Source organism: Streptomyces profundus, assembly GCF_020740535.1.
GTDB lineage: Bacteria > Actinomycetota > Actinomycetes > Streptomycetales > Streptomycetaceae > Streptomyces > Streptomyces profundus.
This window is the reverse complement of record NZ_CP082362.1, coordinates 145,203-161,405: the sequence shown is the minus strand read 5'-3', so window position 1 is coordinate 161,405 and position 16,203 is coordinate 145,203. Positions and strand designations below refer to the sequence as shown.

Here is a 16,203-nt window from a genome sequence, read left to right as displayed (position 1 = left end):
GACCCGCGCGGCGCCCCGTCGACGTGTGTTCGGCAGGTCACGCACAGTCGACTTGTGATAATAGGTGCCCGCTTGTCATGTCTTGGTTAGTCTGCCGCATTATGATATCCATTACGGGGCGGCCGACCAGTCGTCTGGCGGGAATGCGCAGAACCGCGGGCAATGTGGCTGCCCTCGCGGTGGCGCCGTACCTGCTCATCAAGATTCTCTGGACTCTCGGTCTGTTCGTTCCGACGGAGGAGATGGGCGGCGCCGACTGGCGTGCCATCAACGCCGCCACGGCGCTTCTCGCGGCTGTCGGGATCACCCTGGCGATGGCGTTCTCCCGCCCCTGGGGCAACAGACTGCCCGCGTGGCTGGTGGCCCTGCCGGTGTGGGTCGGCACCGGGCTCCTCGTTCCGATGCTGCTGCTGGCGCCCGTCCTCGGCCCAGCCGCGATGAACCGGGACCAGGCGGCCGGCGCGCCCGACTTCTGGGTCTACGAGCAGATCCTGGTGATGATCTCGCTGGTCGGAGCAGGTGTCGGCCTTCCCCTCGCGCTGCTCGGCTACGCCAAGGAGCGCTGGCCCGAAGCCCTCGGCGGGCCGCTGGACTGCGGGGAGCCGCAGGGGAGTTCCCGCGCGCTCCAGGCGACGACCGCCAAGCTGCTCGCCGTCGGTTGCGTCCTGCTCGGCGCGGTCAAGATCTACTGGGCGGCGGGCGGCACGCTCGGCATCGACCCGGACCGGCTGGACGGACGCGACGTCTGGTGGCATCTCCTCACCCTGAGCACGGGCGTGTGGGCGCTCGCCGGGGCGTGGGGGCTCGTGGCGCTGACGACCCGCCGCGGCTCGCGCCGGTTCCTCCCGCCGATGGGAGCGGCCTGGGTCTCCTCCGGGATGCTGTTCGCCTACAGCGTGTACAACCTGCTCACCCTCACCGACATGCAGCAGCCAGCCCCCGAGCATCCGCTGGCCGCCGCGGCGACGCGGGAGATCGGCGCGGTCCTCGGCGTGCTGATGGGCATCGTCATCCTGATGGTGCTGCACGACCGCGGACGCGTGCTGCGCGGCGACGACACGCGGCCGGGGCAGCGGGTGACAGCCGGTCAACTGTGAGTGGACCGGCGCCGGTCCACCGCCCCGGGCGGCGTTCGACCGGCCGCCTCACGGGCCGCCTCACGGGCCGCCTCACGGGGCGCCGGAGGTCCGGTGGCCGGCGCCGGCCGTCGCGTGGTGGCCAGGGGCGGTCGGGTTCCTCGCCGCTGGGAGCCTCGTCCGGGACGGGCCGCCCCTGCCGCCGATGGCCTGGATGACCACGGCGCTCGGCGACGGGTGTCGTCGTCGCCCGAGGCGCGCCAGGGGGCACGTTCGGCGCCTGTGGTCCGTCCCCGGCGGGGGGCCCGCGATCCGGCGTTCGTGGGTGTCCGCTGCGCGTCCGGCGCTCCGCCCAGGGCCCCGCGCCCAGCGGCAGGTCGCCGTGCGTTGCCCAAGGCCCAGCGCCCGGCGGCTAGCGACCCGCGTGGGGGGCGAAGAGGTCGAGGACGCGGACGCGTGCGGCCTGGACGCGGTAGGCGAGGATCTCGGCGATCACCCGCAGCAGCCCGTAGCCGAAGGCCGGGTCCTCGTCGCACAGCGCCTGCACCTCGGCGCCCTGGAACTCGTAGGCGCGCACCGGGCTGAGGGCCTGGGCGCCGAAGTCCCACTGGAACGGCGGAAAGAGCCAGGACCAACCCAGCAGGTCACCCGACTCCAGCGAGGACACCGCCGTGGGGCGGGTGCCGGCGAGCCGCAGATCCAGGGTCACCGTGCCGGAGCGGACGATCCAGAACCGGTCGGCTGTGCCCCGTTCCTCGAAGATCCGTCGGCTCTGCTCGAAGGACACCTCCGTCGCCAGCGACATCAGCCGCTCCCGGTGGCCCGGGGGCAGCACACGGAGCAGCCGCCGTGGAGCGGTCATCGTGGCCTCCCTCGCGTTCCTGACCCTCTCGTCCATTGCACTCCGAACGGAGCAGTCGCGCATCCGCGCCAGGTGGCGTGGAGTCGCCGGGGGCGGTGAGGTCCGCGAGAGTGGGGGAGGGAGGGGCTGCGTCCTGCGGACCGAGGGAGGAACGTGCGCGCGATCCCGCAACCCGGTGATCTGGGCCAGCCGCCCGGTGAGTCCGTCGCGATGCTGGTGGTGGGCCCCGAGGGCGAGATCCTGGCCACGTCCGAGGGCTCGGAGCGGCTCACCGGCATCCCGCCCGAGGACCTGCCCGGAAGCAGCCTGACGGATCTGATCCCCGACCCGGAGGGCCGCTCCGCCGCGCTGGCGGGGGTGCCCGGCCGGAGCTACACCTCGGTACGGCACAGGGACGGGCACCTCACGCGGGTGCGTCTCGACATCTTCCCCCAGCTGCTGAGCGATCCCGGGCGGGTGCTGGTGACCCTGGTGGACGCGGCGGCGGCCCGCCAGCAGGAGGAGGACCAGGCGCTGGTGCGGGCCCTGTTCTCGCAACAGCAGGTCGGCCTGTCGATCCACGCCCCCGACCTGTTGATCACCCGGCTCAACTCCGATCCCAACGAGTGGGTCACCAACGACGCGGAACTGGGCCTCGACCACCCGCTGCCCGTCGCCCTGCACGAGATCATGGACCCCGAGGACGCCGAGGAGGTCGCCAGGAAGCTGTCCAGGGTGGCCGGCACCGGCGAGCCGTTGATCAACTGGGAGTACACCTACCGGGCACGCGGCGCGCCCGAGCAGGAGCGCAAGCTCTCCGTCACCTCGCTGCGCCTGGAGGACTCCCGGGACGAGTTGCTGGGCGTGGTCAGCATCTACACCGATATCACCGAGCAGCACCAGACGCAGCGCCGGATGGCGCTGCTGCACACCGCGGCCCAGCGGATCGGCCCCTCGTTGGACGTCACGCGGAACGCCGAGGAGCTGGCCAAGGTCCTGGTGCCGTCCTTCACGGACTTCGCGGCCGTCGATCTGGGGGAGCGGGTCCTCAAGGGCGACGAGCCGGGGCCCACCTCGCTGATGAACGTGCCGGTGCGGCGGATCGCCGTGGCCGAGGCGGCCGGCCGATGGCCCGAGGAGGTCCAGCCATTGGGCGGCGCCTTCCGCATCGAGATGCCGGACGACGACGCGGGGACCCCGGGGGAGGCCATCAGGGGGGCCGCCGCCGCGGCGCTGCGCACCCTGCCGGTGGAGGAGGAGCCACCCGCCGACGCGGCCCCCGCCCGGCTGCTGCTGCCCAGCTCGCCCGGCTCCCTCATGGTGGTGCCGCTGCGCGCCAGGGGCCAGGTACTGGGCACACTCGCGCTGTGGCGCTCGCCTGACCGCACCCCGTTCGGCGAGACGGACGCCGATCTCGCCGAGGAGGTCGGCTCACGTGCCGCGCTCAGCCTGGACAACGCGCGCCGCTACACCCGGGAGCACCGCACGCTGGAGACCCTGCAACGCAGCCTGCTGCCCCCGGCCGTCTTCGAGGTCAGCGCCGCCTCGACGGCCGGCAGCTATGTACCGGCCGAGACCACCGCCGGCATCGGCGGCAGTTGGTACGACGTGATCCCGCTCTCCTCGGCCCGGGTGGCCTTCGTCATGGGCGACGTGGCCGGGCACGGCCTCAACGCCACCGCGACCATGGGGCGGCTGCGCACCGCCGTGCAGACCCTCGCGGACATGGATCTGGCCCCGGACGAGCTGCTGACCCGGTTGGACGATCTGGCCATCCGACTGGCCGAGTTCGGGCCGACGGACGAGGGCGGACAGCGCGGCTCCATCGGCGCCACCTGCCTGTACTGCGTCTACGACCCGGTGAGCGGCGAGTGCACGCTGGCCAGCGCCGGCCGCACCCCCCCGCTGCTGGCCGAGCCGGGAGAGCCGGCCGAGGTGCTGCCGCTGCGCCCGGGACCGGCGCTGGGCGTCGGCGGCGCCCCGTTCGAGACGATGACGCTGCGCCTGGGACCGCAGAGCGTGCTCGCCTTCTTCAGCGAGGAACTCGCCGGCCACGGCCCGGAGACGGGCGATCCGACCGGCGAAGGCCAGGACGACGGCGACGGCGACGGCGACGGGGGCGAGGACGGGGACGGCGAGGGCGGTGAGGAGCAGGGGGGCGGAGCGCGGGAGCCGGGCCGGCTGGCCCAGCTCAGTCAGCAGATCACCGAGGCGGCGAAGGGCCGGCGTTCGCCCGCGGAGACGGGCCGAGGGGTGTTGGACCAGCTGCTGCCCGACCGGGCCCCGGCCAACGATGTGGCGCTGCTGATCGCCCGGGTCCGGCCGCTGCCCCCCGACTCCACCGCGGACTGGCAGCTGCCGGCCGAGCCCGCCGTGGTCGGCCGGGCCCGCGATCTGGTGCTGGAGCAGCTCGACGCCTGGGACCTCACCGAGAGCGCCTTCCCCACCGAGCTGATCGTCAGCGAGCTGATCACCAACGCGATCCGCTACGCGGGCGGCCCGGTCGGCGTGCGGCTGATCCGGGACGACGTGCTGATCTGCGAGGTCTCCGACCCGAGCGAGACCCAACCCCACCTGCGCCGCGCCCGTCCCACCGACGAGGGCGGCCGGGGCCTGTTCCTGGTCGCCCAGCTCGCCCACCGCTGGGGCAGCCGCTACACGGCGACCGGCAAGACCATCTGGACCGAGCAGCCGCTCGGTTAGGCTTTCACCAGCCCGAACGCGCTTTCGCGCGGGGGCGTTGACCTTCCGCCCCGCCGGTGGACAACAGCCGCATCCGTGCCGAATCGAGCGTTGTCGGTGGCACCGCCTAGGGTGTGCCTCGTGACCGCACCATCACCGACCGGCAGCACGCCGCACAGCCCGCCCCCAGGCGCCAGGCCCGCGCCCGGGCCGGCGGCCGACGAGGGCCTGGCCCGCCGGCTGCGCGCGCTGGCCTGCACGGCGCCCCTGCACGACCTGGACGTCCGCAAGGCCAACCTCGCGGGCGAGTACGCCCGTTACGCCATGGCCGAGGTGGCGCTGGCCGCGATCGACCTGGTCACCCTCAGCATGGACTTCGACACCGGAGCCGACCAGGAGCAGGTCATCGCCCGGCTGTTGGCCAGGATCGCGGCCCAGGCCCCCACCCGCCCCGCCGTCGAACACCAGCGCGTCGCCCGCTGGGTGGTCGACAACCTGATCAACGTCGGCAGCGTCGACCGCGGCTTCCGCGCCGTCTACGGCACGTTCGGTGCCGGCGGCGAGTACACCCGCAGGGACTACGACTTCAAGCTGATCGAGGAGGTCCAGGGCCCGGGCGGCGAGGTCTACCTCCGCACCACGGACGAGGCGGTCAACGTCCTGGTCGGCGCCCTCGACACGGACGTCACCAGCGCGCAGATCGCCGCCGAGGTCAAGCTGGAGGTGCTGATCAACCGGGGCCGTCTCGCGGACGCGCAACTCGCCGCCGAGCAGGCCCGCTACCGCACCGTCCAGTACGCCGAGACGCTCCGCCGCACCCTGGAGACCACCCGGCGGGACGTCCGCTCGGTGGACTGGCTCCGCACGGTCCCCGATCTGATCAACGAGGCGCTGGAGCACATCGCCGACCGCTACCGGCACGAGAACGCCATCCTCACCCATATCCGGCACGCCAGGGACGAGGCGGTGGACCCCGAACACAAGCTGCGCGCCGCCGAGTTGGTCGACATCGTGCGGGACTGCATCCGCCGCCACACCCAGCTCCAGTCCCGGCTCCTGGAGGCCGGGCCGCTGTTCCGCGCCGAGCAGGACCGGCAGGCGTTCGCCACCCCCGCCGCCCGCGTCGACACCGACCTCTACGGCCAACTCCTCGTCCCGCTGCTGCCGCTGCCCCTCGCCGACGCGGCCACCGTCACCGACGCCTTCTTCGCCCGCGGCACGGGGCCGCGCCCGCCAGGAGCGGTGCGTCTCGCCGATCTCGCGGAGTGGCTCTTCACCCCGCCCGCGCCCAGGGAGCATCTGGGCATCGAACTGCCCGAGCCCGATCTGGTGGCCACCCCGGACGACAGCCGCTTCAGCGAGGCACAGCTGAGCGAGGCCACCCGGCTGCTCCGGCTGCCCTCGGACGCGCCGCGCCGGCTCTCCGGGCTGCTCGCCGACGCCCGCGCCATAGACCCGGAACTCCCGCACCTGATCGCCCTGTTGGCGGCGCACGCGGCCAGCCCGCCGGTGGGCACCGCCTACCGCCAGGGCGAACGGCGGCTGCTGTTCGCCGTGGACGACGGCACCCCCCTGCACGACCCGCACTTCGGCGGGGCCGATCTGATCGTCGGCACCGCCCTGCTGGACGCGGCCGGCATGGCCGCCGCACGTACGGAGAACAGCCCATGAGCACCCCCGGCACGCCCCCGGCGCCCCTCACCCCGGCCGACGCCGCCGACGCGGCCCGGCTGGTCGCCTTCGGCCTCCAGCCCAAGCTGCCGCCGGCCCGCGACGCCGAGTACGCGGCGCTGCTGCGGCGCTACCAGGAGGAGCCCGCCTTCGCCCGGATCGCCGACGCGGTCGCCGGCGGCCTCGGCCTGGTGGTGCTGGAGGTCTCGCCGCGCGCCGGCATGGCCGTCGCCGCCGCCGAGGACTCCGTCTTCGCCGTGCGCATGGCCGAGTACGCCCGCCGCACCTCGGCTGAGACCGCCGACCGCTTCCTGCACGGCCTGGCCCATCTCGCCGTCGCCGCCCTCGCGTTCCCCCGCCCGCAGGATCTCGCCGACGACGACTACCTCGGGCGGATCACCGTCAACGGCGTCGAGGCGTTCGTCCGGCACGCCTGCGAACGGCTCGCCGAACGCGCCGCCGAACGCGGTGAGAACACCGACCCGGCCAGCGACGAGCCCGGGCTTGAGGCCGCCTGGCGGGTCTACGCCCGGCGCAGCGCCACCGGCGCCACCAAGGACTCCCGCCGGCTGGCCGGATCCACCACCGGCATCGTCGGCAAGGCCGTCGCCTTCCTGGCCGACGCCGGCTTCCTGCACCGCGCCGGCGACGAACAGGGCGGCACCTTCCGCACCACCCCGCGCTACCAACTCCAGGTGCGGGAGCTGGCGTCAGGAGCGGCGATGGCCGAGCTGACCGCGCTCGGCGTGGTCCAGGTCAGCGACGGCGGCGGAGTGCTGCTGCCCGCCGCCCCGGGCGCCGATCTCGACCTCGTGGAGGGCGCCGGGCTGCCGTTCCACCGCTGACCCCCGAGCCGCGCCCTTCCATCCCGCGCCCCGAAGCCACCCCGCCGCCCGCTGAGTTCCCGCGCGTTTCCCCGAGTTCCCCGAGTTCCCAGAGTTCCCAGAGTTCCGCCGAATTCCCACGAGAGTATCCGCCATGTACGAGCTGTCCCGGGTCCGCCTCTACTCCATCGGCCCCGCCGGCGCCCGCTACGCCGACACCGTCCTCGACCTGCGCGGCGTTGGCGCCCCCGTGCCCGAACCCGCCCCCACCCAGGCGGACTTCTTCGAGGAGGAGCCCACCGGGCCGCCGCTGCGCCCGGCGCCGGCCGGGGTGCTCTTCCTGGAGAACGGCGGCGGCAAGTCGGTGCTGCTCAAACTGATCTTCTCGGTGATGCTCCCCGGACACCGCAACACCCTGGGCGGCGCCAGCTCGGGCGTGCTGCGGAAGTTCCTGCTCGCCGACGACTGCGGCCATGTCGCCCTGGAGTGGCAGCACACCCGCACCGGCGAGACCGTGGTGGTCGGCAAGTGCAGCGAGTGGCGCGGGCGCCAGGTCTCCAGCGATCCGCGCAAGTTCGCGGAGGCGTGGTACTCCTTCCGCCCGGGCCCCGGCATGAGCCTGGACTCGCTGCCCGTCGCCGAGTCCACGGCCCTGCGCGGCTCCGCCTCCGCCGACGGCACCTCGGGCGCCAGGGGCCGGCGCCGCACGATGAAGGGCTTCCGCGACGTCCTCACCGAGACCGCCCGCGCCTACCCCAACCTCGACGTGGTCTGGGAGGAGATCCACGAACGCTGGATCGAGCACCTCGGCGGCCTCGGCCTCGACCCCGAACTCTTCCGCTACCAGCGGGAGATGAACGCCGACGAGGGGGAGGCCGCCGGCCTCTTCGCGGTCAAGAACGACGCCGACTTCACCGATCTGCTGCTCCGCGCCGTCACCGATCCCAGGGACACCGACGGGCTGGCCGACCTGGTCCACGGCTTCGCCGACAAGCTGGGCCGCCGCGCCGAGCTGACCGCCGAACGCGATTTCACGGCCGGCTCCGTCGAGCTGCTCCAGCAGGTCACCGAGGCGGCCGGGCAGCGCGAAGGCGCCCGTTCGGTGCACGGCGCCGCCGAGCACCGCGCCCGGGCGTTCAGCCGTCGCCTCGCCGCCCGCGCCGCCGCCGAGCGCGAGCTGGCCGGCGAGCTGGCCCAGCGCGCCGAACGCGGCGCCGAGGCGGTGGCCGCCGCCGAGAGCGGCACCGGCACCGCGATCCGCACCGCCGCCGAGCTCGCCTACCGGCACGCCTCGTTGGCCCTCGCGGCGGCCGAGCAGGCCGCCACGGCGCAGCGCCGCGAGCTGCTGGAGGCCCGCACCCAGCAGGCCGCGTGGGAGGCCGCCGAGACGGTGCTCGCACACCGCGCCGCCGCCGACCGCGCCGCCCGGGTCGCCGCCGCCATCAGGGAGGCCGAGCGGGACGCGGCACCCGCGCTGGCCGCCCGGAGCCGGGCCGCCGCCGATCTGGTCCGCGCCCTGCACCGCGCGGCCGAGCGCGGCGAAGGGGCCGCCGCCGACCACGAGGAGCGCTCCGGCGCCCTGCTCCGGGCCGCCGAGTCCGCGCACCGCGACGCCACCACCGCCGCCACCGAGGCACAACGCGCCCGCAGCGAGGCCGAACACCTGCGCCAGCGGCTGGCCGAGGTGGCGCAGGAGACGGCCGAGGCGGTCGCCGCCGGCTGGCTGGCGGACGGCCCGGGCGCCGATCCGGCGCGCGCCGCGCTGGCCGCCGCCGACGCCGAGCGCGCCGCCGTCGCCGCCTTCGAGACCGCGCGCACCGCCGCGAGCCGGGGCGCCGAGCGGGCCAGGGAGAGCGCCGCCGAGCGCGCCGCCGCCGAGCTGGCGGCGGCCCGCGCGGCGGACGCGGCCGGGGCCGCCGCGTCCGCGCTCGCCGCCGAGCGGGCCACGGCCGGCGCGCTCGCCGAAGAGGCCCGGCTGGCCGCCCTGTTGGGCGTCGCCCCCGAGGCAGGGGCGCCGGGCCTGACCGTCACCGAGCTCGACGCCAACGCCGAGACGCTGGCCGGGCTCCTCGACGACGCGGTGGAGTCCGCCGAACGCCGGCTCTTCGAGCTGCGCACGGCGGCGGCCGACGACACCAGGATGCTCGCCGCCCTCGGCGACGGCGGCCTGCTGCCGCCGGGCCCCGACGTGCTGGCCACGGTCGAGTTCCTCGGCGAACACGGCATCCCCGCGCTCCCCGGTTGGCGCTATCTGGCCCAGGCGGTCGCCCCCGCCGACCACGCCGCCGTGCTGGCGGCCCGCCCCGAGCTGGTGGACGGCGTCGTCATCACCGACCGGGCCAGCCACGACCGCGCCCGCGAGGTGCTGGCCGAGGCCGCGCTGCTGCCCCGCTCGGCCGTCGCCGTCGGCACGGCCGCCGCCCTGCTGGCACCGACCCCGGCGCCGGGCGCCGGCCAGGAGAGCGGGGTCTTTCTGGTACCGCCCAACCCCGCCATGCACGACGAGCGCGCCGCCGACGCCGAGCGGCAGGCCCTGCGCGCCCGGGCCGCGGCCAGGGACGGCGACATCCGCGCGCTCGCCGCCCGGATCGGCGAGGACCGTTCGCTGGCCGCCAGGATCGCCTCCTGGCGGGCCGGCTGCCCCGCCGGCCGCCTCGCGGAGCTGGCCGCCACCGCCGAACGCACCGGGCTGGCCGCCGCCGAGGCCGAGTCCCGGCACACCACCGCCGTCGCGCGCGCCGTCGAGGCGGAGGAGGCCGCCGCCGAAGCCGCCCGCGCCAGGGACGAACGCCAGGAGGCGGCCCAGCGCGCCCGCCGCTCGGCCGACGCGCTCGCCGGCCTCGCCCACCGGCTGCGCGAACGCGGCCGATGGCAGTCCCGGCTGCGGGAGTTGGCCGCCGAGACGGCCGAGGCCGAGGCGCGGGCCACGGAGCGGCTTGCCGCCGCCCAGGCCGCCGACGAGGACCGCCGCGCCGCCCAGCGCGCGGCCGACGACGCCCGCCGCACCGCCAGGGCGCTGCGCGCGGAGCGCGCCGAGGTCTCCGGCGCCCCGGAGGAGGAGCCGCCCCCGGCCGGCGACGCGGCGCCGCCGCCGGAGGAGTCGCTGCCCACGCTCCGCGAGGCGTACCGCTCCGCCGCCCGGCTCTACGAGAAGGTCGGCGTCGGCGCCGACCTCCGCGCCGAACAGGCCAGGGCCGAGGGGGACGAGAGCGCGGCCCGCACCGCGCTCGACCGGCTGAGCAACAAGGTCCGCACCCGCGCCGCCCGGCTGTTGGAGGGCCCGGAGGGCGCCGACGGCCCCTCCCGGCAGGCCGCGGGATCCCGCGCCGAGGCCCAGGTCCAGCTGTTGGAGACGCGCTCGGGCGCCGCCAGCGAGCGGCTCGGCCGGCTGCGCGGCGAGGCCGAGCGGCTCGCCCCGGCGGATGGCACCGCGCATATCGAGCTGCCCGCCGAGCGGGTCCCCGACGACGCGGAGCGCGCGGCCGAGCTGCTGCGCGAGGCCGACGCCGAAGTCGCCGCGCGCCAGGAGGCGTTGGCCACCGCCCAGGCCACCCACCGGGATCTGGCCGCCCAGCACGCCGAGGCCCTCGGCGCGGCGGACGGCTTCGCCGAGAGCGCCGCGCACCTCGGCGACCAGCCGCACGACGCGGGCGACGCGCCCGCCGATCCAGGTCAGGCGCCGCCCGAGCCCTACCCCGGCTCGATCGAGGAGGCCCGCGCCGGCGTCGGCGACGCCCGCCGCGCGCTGCGCGCCGCCGCGGCCGGCCTGGCCACCGCGGAGTCCGGCGTCCGCGACGCCTGCGACCAGTTGGTCCGGCACGCCAACGCCACCCGCTTCGAGCAGGTCCGCACCCCGGCCAGGACACAGATCAGGGAGCTGCCCGGCGCCGCGCTGCCCACCCACGCCGCCGCCTGGGCCCAGGCGTTCGCGCCCCGACTGCGCGTTCTCGGCGACGAGTTGATCCAGCTTGAGCGGAACCGCGACGGCATCGTCGACCGGCTGCGCGGCCTCGTCGAGTCCGGTCTGGCCACGCTGCGCTCGGCCCAGCGGCTGTCCCGGCTCCCCGAGGGCCTCGGGGAGTGGTCGGGGCAGGAGTTCCTCCGCATCCGCTTCGACGAGCCGGACCAGGCCACCCTCACCGAACGCCTGGGCGAGGTGGTGGACGAGGTCACCCGCGCCGCCGTCCGGAAGAACTCCGACCTCCGCAGGGACGGCGTCTCCCTGCTGCTGCGCGGAACGCACGCCGCGCTGCGCCCAGGCGGGGTGCGGGTGGAGATCCTCAAGCCGGACGCGGTGCTGCGCGCCGAGCGGGTGCCCGTCGGTCAGATGGGCGACGTCTTCTCCGGCGGCCAGCTGCTCACCGCGGCCATCGCCCTCTACTGCACGATGGCCGCGCTGCGCGGCAACGACCGCGGCAGGGACCAACACCGGCACGCCGGCACGCTGTTCCTCGACAACCCCATCGGCCGCGCCAACGCCACCTACCTGTTGGAGCTGCAACGCGCGGTCGCCGACGCCCTCGGCGTCCAACTGCTCTACACCACGGGCCTCTTCGACACCACGGCGCTCGCCGAGTTCCCGCTGGTCATCCGGCTGCGCAACGACGCCGACCTGCGGGCCGGGCTGAAGTACATCAGCGTGGAGGAACATCTGCGCCCGGGGCTGCCCAGGGCCGACGAGAGCGCCGAGCCGGTGCACGGCGAGGTCACGGCGACCCGGATCTACCGCCGCCCGTCCCCGCCGAGCACATCCAACCCGGCCGCGCCGTCCGCGGATCCGGGGTCCGCCTCGGCCGGCCGGCCGTGACGCCTGGCCGCCTTCCGCGCCGCCCGGCGCGCCCGCCGGGCGGCCCTGGCGGCGCTGCTGGGCACGGACACCACGCCGTTGCGCTGCCGCCACGCCTGCGAGGTGATCCAGATGTCCAGCACGGCCCAGGTCGCCACCACGGAGCTGACCAGGGTGGATATCGCCATCGGCAGCACCAGCCAGGCGTCCGCCCACAGGCCGAGCAACACCACGACCAGCTGAGTGAGCGTCAGCGCGATGATGATGACGGCGCGCACCGCCGCCGCGCGCACCGGATCCGGCATACGGGGTCTCGCATACACGCCGATCTCGCTCCCTGCACGGTGAGATGCGTGGATATGTCCTCGCCCCTCATGGTAGAACGCCCCGGACCCCCCTGGGACACCGGCCGGGATCGGAACGAGGCGCCGGGCGGGGCGATCGCCTGGCCCTCACCGGGTTAACTCCCATGATTACCAGACAGTTACCCGGCCGGTGGACGGCGCCGGTAGTAGGCTCGCGTCGTCGAACCGTGAGAACCACCGCGTACGGGGGCGGCCCGGCGGACCAAGGGGAGGGTATGCGCGTTCGCGGCAGATCGATCCATCGCAGGATCTGGACCCTGGTGCTGGTGCCGCTGCTCTCGCTGCTGGCCGTCTGGGCCTTCGCCGCCACGCTCACCGTGAGCGAGGCGTTCGGCGCGCGCGACTCCGCCGCCGCGGCCGACTCCTTCGCCGAGCCCGCCCACGCCGCCCTGTCGGCGCTCCAGTCGGAGCGCAGACACGCCATCGTCCACCTCGCCGACCCGCGCCGCGCCGACGAGCGCACCGCGCTGGCCGAGGCCAGGGAGCGGACGGACGAGGAGCTGCGCCGGCTCCGCAGGACAACGGAGAGCGCGCGGGGGGGCCTTGGCGACTCGGCCCAGAGCCGGCTCGACGGACTCTGGCGCACCCTCGACGAGTTGGAGCGGCTCCGTCAGCAGACCGACAGCAACACCATCTCCCTCCCCGGCGCCCTGGACGCCTACAGCGGTCTGACCTCCTCCTGTCTCCGCTTCCTCGCCGCGCTCCAGCCGGTCGTCGACGCGGGCGACCAGCGGCACGCCAGCGCCGTCGCCGGCCTCGCCCAGGCCCGCGAGTACATCTCCCAGGAAGACGCCCTGGTCGCCGGCATGTTGGGCACCGGGCGGGTCACGGGCGACGAGCGCCGGTCGCTGTCCGACCTGATCTCCCGCCGCCAGGTGACGCAGGTGCACTCCGTCCCCGACCTCCCGGTGGACGACCGCCAGAGCCACACCAGCTTCTGGGAGAGCGGCACCGCGCGCATCCTCGCCGAGGCCGAGGCGCAGCTGCTCACCGGCCGTGGCACGCCGCTGCCCGAGCACTGGGAGCAGAGCACCTCCGATGTCCTGGACAGCACCGGCACCCTGGTCGCCGACGCCGAGCGGCGCCTCGCGGACCGGCTGGACTCCGCCACGGGCCCCGTGGTGCTGCGCGCGGTGCTCGCCGGCGTCCTCGGCCTGGTGGCCGTGGCGCTCTCGCTGCTGGTCGCGCTGCGCGGCGGACGCGATCTCGTCCGCGACCTGACGGCGCTCTCCCGCGACGCCAAGGACGCCGCCGAGGTCCGGCTGCCCGGCGTCACCCGCCGCCTGGACGCCGGCGAGCATGTGGACGTGGAGGTGGAGGCGCCGCGCCTGGAGTACGGCCCCGACGCGCTGGGCGAGATCGGGCGCGCCATCAACACCCTGCAACGCGAGGCCGTCTCGGCCTCAGTGGAACGCGCCTACACCCGGCGCGGCATCTCCGAGGTCTTCGTCAACCTGGCGCGGCGCAGCCAGGTCCTGCTGCACCGTCAACTCCACCTGCTGGAGGCGTTGGAGCGCCGTGGCCAGGACGGCGAGGCCCGGGTCGACCTGGTCCGCCTCGACCACCTCAGCACGCGGATGCGCCGACACGCCGAGGGCCTGGTGATCCTCTCCGGCGCCGCCCCCACGCGGCAGTGGCGCAAGCCCGAGCCGCTGTGGGACGTGCTGCGGGCGGCCGTCGACGAGATAGAGGACTTCGAACGCGTCGAGGTCCGCCCGATGCCGCCGCTGCTGGTGGACGGCGGCGTGGTCGCCGACGTCGTCCACATCGTCGCCGAACTCCTGGAGAACGCGGCGGTCTTCTCGCCGCCGCACACCACCGTGCAGGTCTCGGGCGAACGCGTCCCGCACGGCTGCACGTTGGAGATCCACGACCGCGGCCTCGGCATGACGGCCGACGCGCTGCGGGACGCGAACCAGAGACTCTCCGAGATCACCGAGTTCCAGCTCTCGGACACCGACCGCATCGGCCTCTTCGTGGTGGCCAGGCTCGCCCACCGGCACGGCATCAGGGTCGCGTTGCGCGAGTCGCCCTACGGCGGCACCACCGCCGTCACCCTGATCCCCGGCGAGCTGCTGACGGAGGCCGACGAGCCGCGTTCGGCGCCCGAGCGTCTCGTCCCGCCGCCCAGCCGCCCCGCGCTGATGGACGGTCCGGTGGACGGCCCCGCCGAGTTGGCGGCGTCGCTCGCGCCCCGGAAGGTCCGCGCCGGGCCGCCGGCGGACACCGAGGAGCACGCCGCCGGGCACACCGCCGGTGGCCTGCCGCGTCGTTCGCCCCGCGTGCTGGTCGCCGACCACGAGCGGCCGGCCGACGCCGAGGAGCCGCCGGCCGAAGGCCCGGCGCGGTCGGCGGACGGCGTCACGGGGGCCGGGCTGCCGCGCCGCGTCCGCCGCGCGGCGCCGGAGCCGGCGGCCGAGCCGCCCGCCCGCCCCGGCGGCCATCCGGACGCGGAGTCGGCGCCGGACGTCGACGCGGAGGAGCTGCGGAACAAGTTGAGCGCGCTGCAACGCGGTTGGCGACGCGGCCGAGAGCAGACCGACCCCGGGCGGGGCGACACCCCGCCGCCCCCTAGCCCCTAACCACGCACGGAATTCGAAGGCAGGACTGATGACCGTACCGGAGCCAAGCGCTCTCGGCCGAGCGGAGCGGCCAGGCGCGGCCGACCCCGGGTCGATCGACGCGCTGTTGGACGACATGGTGGACCGGGTGCCCGACATCCGCCACGCCCTGCTGCTGGCGGCCGACGGCCTGTCACGCGGCGCCTCCCGCGCGCTGGGGCGCGCCGACGGCGAACAACTGGCCGCCGTGGCCTCCGGGTTCCACAGCCTGGCGCGCGGGGTCGGCACCCACTTCGAGACGGGCACGGCGCGGCAGACGCTGGTCGAGCTGGACGGCGCGTTCCTGCTGGTCACCGCCGCCGGCGCGGGCAGCGCGCTGGCCGTGCTCACCGAGTCGGAGGCCGATGTGGGGCAGGTCGCCTACGAGATGGCCCTGCTGGTCAAGCGCCTCAGCCCGCTGCTGGCCACCCCGCCGCGCCCCCGCTGAGCCGACGCCTCCGGCAGCGCGCGGGCCCGGACGCCGTCGAATGTCGCGAACGGGTGACAAAGACGGGAAGGCGGCGAACCAAGAACGGCGCGGTCGCGTCCGATAACAGGTGACGGCGGGTTCCGGGACCGACGGGGGTGGCTCCGGGACCGCCGTCATTCCGTGCCCAGCGCGGCCCGTTCGACGGGGAAGTCGAAGTGCTCGTCCGGGTAGGGCTCCTGGCCGTAGGTGAAATGCCACCACTCGGTGTCGATCGGGGCGAACCCCTCCTCGTCCATCGCGTTCCGCAACCGCTCCCTGGCCCGGCGCTGCTCCCGGTCGGGTGCGTCGGAGTCCGGGTGCGAGGCCGGGTCGAAGAAGTCGAACGGGGTGCCCATGTCCACCGCCTCGCCCCCCGGCCCCAGCAGGGTGAGGTCGACCGTGCCGCCCCCGCTGTGGCCGGATCTCGCCGCCAGATAGCCCTCGTCGAAGAGCCGGTCCTTGGGCACCTCGGGGTAGAAGTCCGCCCGCCGCTCGGTGGCGTCCGGGTCCTTCGCCCACCGCAGGAAGTGGTCGACGGCCCGCTGCGGCCGGTAGCAGTCGTAGACCCGCAGCCCCAGGCCGTCATCCGCCAGGGCGGCGCGCACCCGCTCCAGGGCGCGGGCCGCCTCCTCGGCGAGGAGGCACTCCGCCTCCTGGTAGCCGTCGATCGGCTCGCCCACGAAGTTGTCGTCCCCCGCGTATCTGATGTCCTGCTGGATCAGGGGCGCCACCTCACGCAGCGCCACGAACCCGTCGGGGGCCCGCTCGGCGCGCGGCGCCACCCGAGCCGGCGCCACCGAACCGGCCAGTGCGGCCAGCAGGCCGACGGCCAGGGCGACGGTGACCACGGGAGCGAAGCGCACGATCCACGCCTACCAGCGCCCGGCCC

At 75.3% G+C, this 16,203-nt stretch carries 10 protein-coding genes; 7 read left to right on the top strand and 3 right to left on the bottom strand.

What is annotated here, in order from left to right; translation table 11 throughout:
- Positions 1-143 precede the first annotated feature (143 nt).
- On the top strand, positions 144-1,097 hold the full coding sequence (locus tag K4G22_RS00735) for a hypothetical protein (RefSeq protein ID WP_228077622.1): 954 nt from the start codon (positions 144-146) through the stop codon (positions 1,095-1,097).
- Positions 1,098-1,488: 391 nt separating this feature from the next.
- On the opposite strand, the gene K4G22_RS00730 is transcribed toward K4G22_RS00735, so the two are convergent.
- Positions 1,489-1,938, bottom strand: a complete 450-nt coding sequence (locus tag K4G22_RS00730; protein WP_228077621.1) for a Crp/Fnr family transcriptional regulator — start codon at positions 1,936-1,938, stop codon at positions 1,489-1,491.
- 153 nt (positions 1,939-2,091) lie between these two features.
- Between K4G22_RS00730 and K4G22_RS00725 the strand changes: the two genes are divergently transcribed.
- The 4 genes from K4G22_RS00725 (at position 2,092) to K4G22_RS00710 (ending at position 11,901) form a co-directional block, all read left to right on the top strand.
- Complete coding sequence (locus K4G22_RS00725; RefSeq protein WP_228077620.1) at positions 2,092-4,620, top strand: SpoIIE family protein phosphatase; 2,529 nt, start codon at positions 2,092-2,094, stop codon at positions 4,618-4,620.
- A 120-nt stretch (positions 4,621-4,740) separates the two neighbouring features.
- Positions 4,741-6,270, top strand: coding sequence for a hypothetical protein (locus tag K4G22_RS00720; RefSeq protein WP_228077619.1), 1,530 nt, complete (start codon positions 4,741-4,743; stop codon positions 6,268-6,270).
- A complete protein-coding gene (locus tag K4G22_RS00715) occupies positions 6,267-7,115 on the top strand; it encodes a hypothetical protein (RefSeq protein ID WP_228077618.1) in 849 nt (282 codons plus the stop codon). Before K4G22_RS00720 ends, K4G22_RS00715 begins: the two co-directional genes overlap by 4 nt.
- Positions 7,116-7,248: 133 nt before the next feature.
- Entirely contained in the window at positions 7,249-11,901 is a 4,653-nt protein-coding gene (locus K4G22_RS00710; protein WP_228077617.1) for a coiled-coil domain-containing protein, read from the top strand.
- Here K4G22_RS00710 and K4G22_RS00705 read toward each other — a convergent pair.
- A complete protein-coding gene (locus K4G22_RS00705; protein WP_228077616.1) occupies positions 11,817-12,203 on the bottom strand; it encodes a hypothetical protein in 387 nt (128 codons plus the stop codon). The two genes, K4G22_RS00710 and K4G22_RS00705, sit on opposite strands and share 85 nt — an antisense overlap.
- Positions 12,204-12,460: 257 nt before the next feature.
- Here K4G22_RS00705 and K4G22_RS00700 point away from each other — a divergent pair, with 257 nt between their 5' ends.
- Positions 12,461-14,827 carry a sensor histidine kinase gene (locus K4G22_RS00700; RefSeq protein ID WP_228077615.1) on the top strand — a complete coding sequence of 789 codons (2,367 nt, stop codon included), beginning with the start codon at positions 12,461-12,463 and terminating at the stop codon, positions 14,825-14,827.
- A 28-nt stretch (positions 14,828-14,855) separates the two neighbouring features.
- Positions 14,856-15,293 (top strand): roadblock/LC7 domain-containing protein, encoded by a 438-nt coding sequence (locus tag K4G22_RS00695; protein WP_228077614.1) that lies wholly within the window; start codon positions 14,856-14,858, stop codon positions 15,291-15,293.
- Between the two features lie 155 nt (positions 15,294-15,448).
- Here K4G22_RS00695 and K4G22_RS00690 read toward each other — a convergent pair whose 3' ends face one another.
- Positions 15,449-16,177 (bottom strand): M15 family metallopeptidase, encoded by a 729-nt coding sequence (locus tag K4G22_RS00690; protein ID WP_228077613.1) that lies wholly within the window; start codon positions 16,175-16,177, stop codon positions 15,449-15,451.
- Positions 16,178-16,203: the final 26 nt, after the last annotated feature.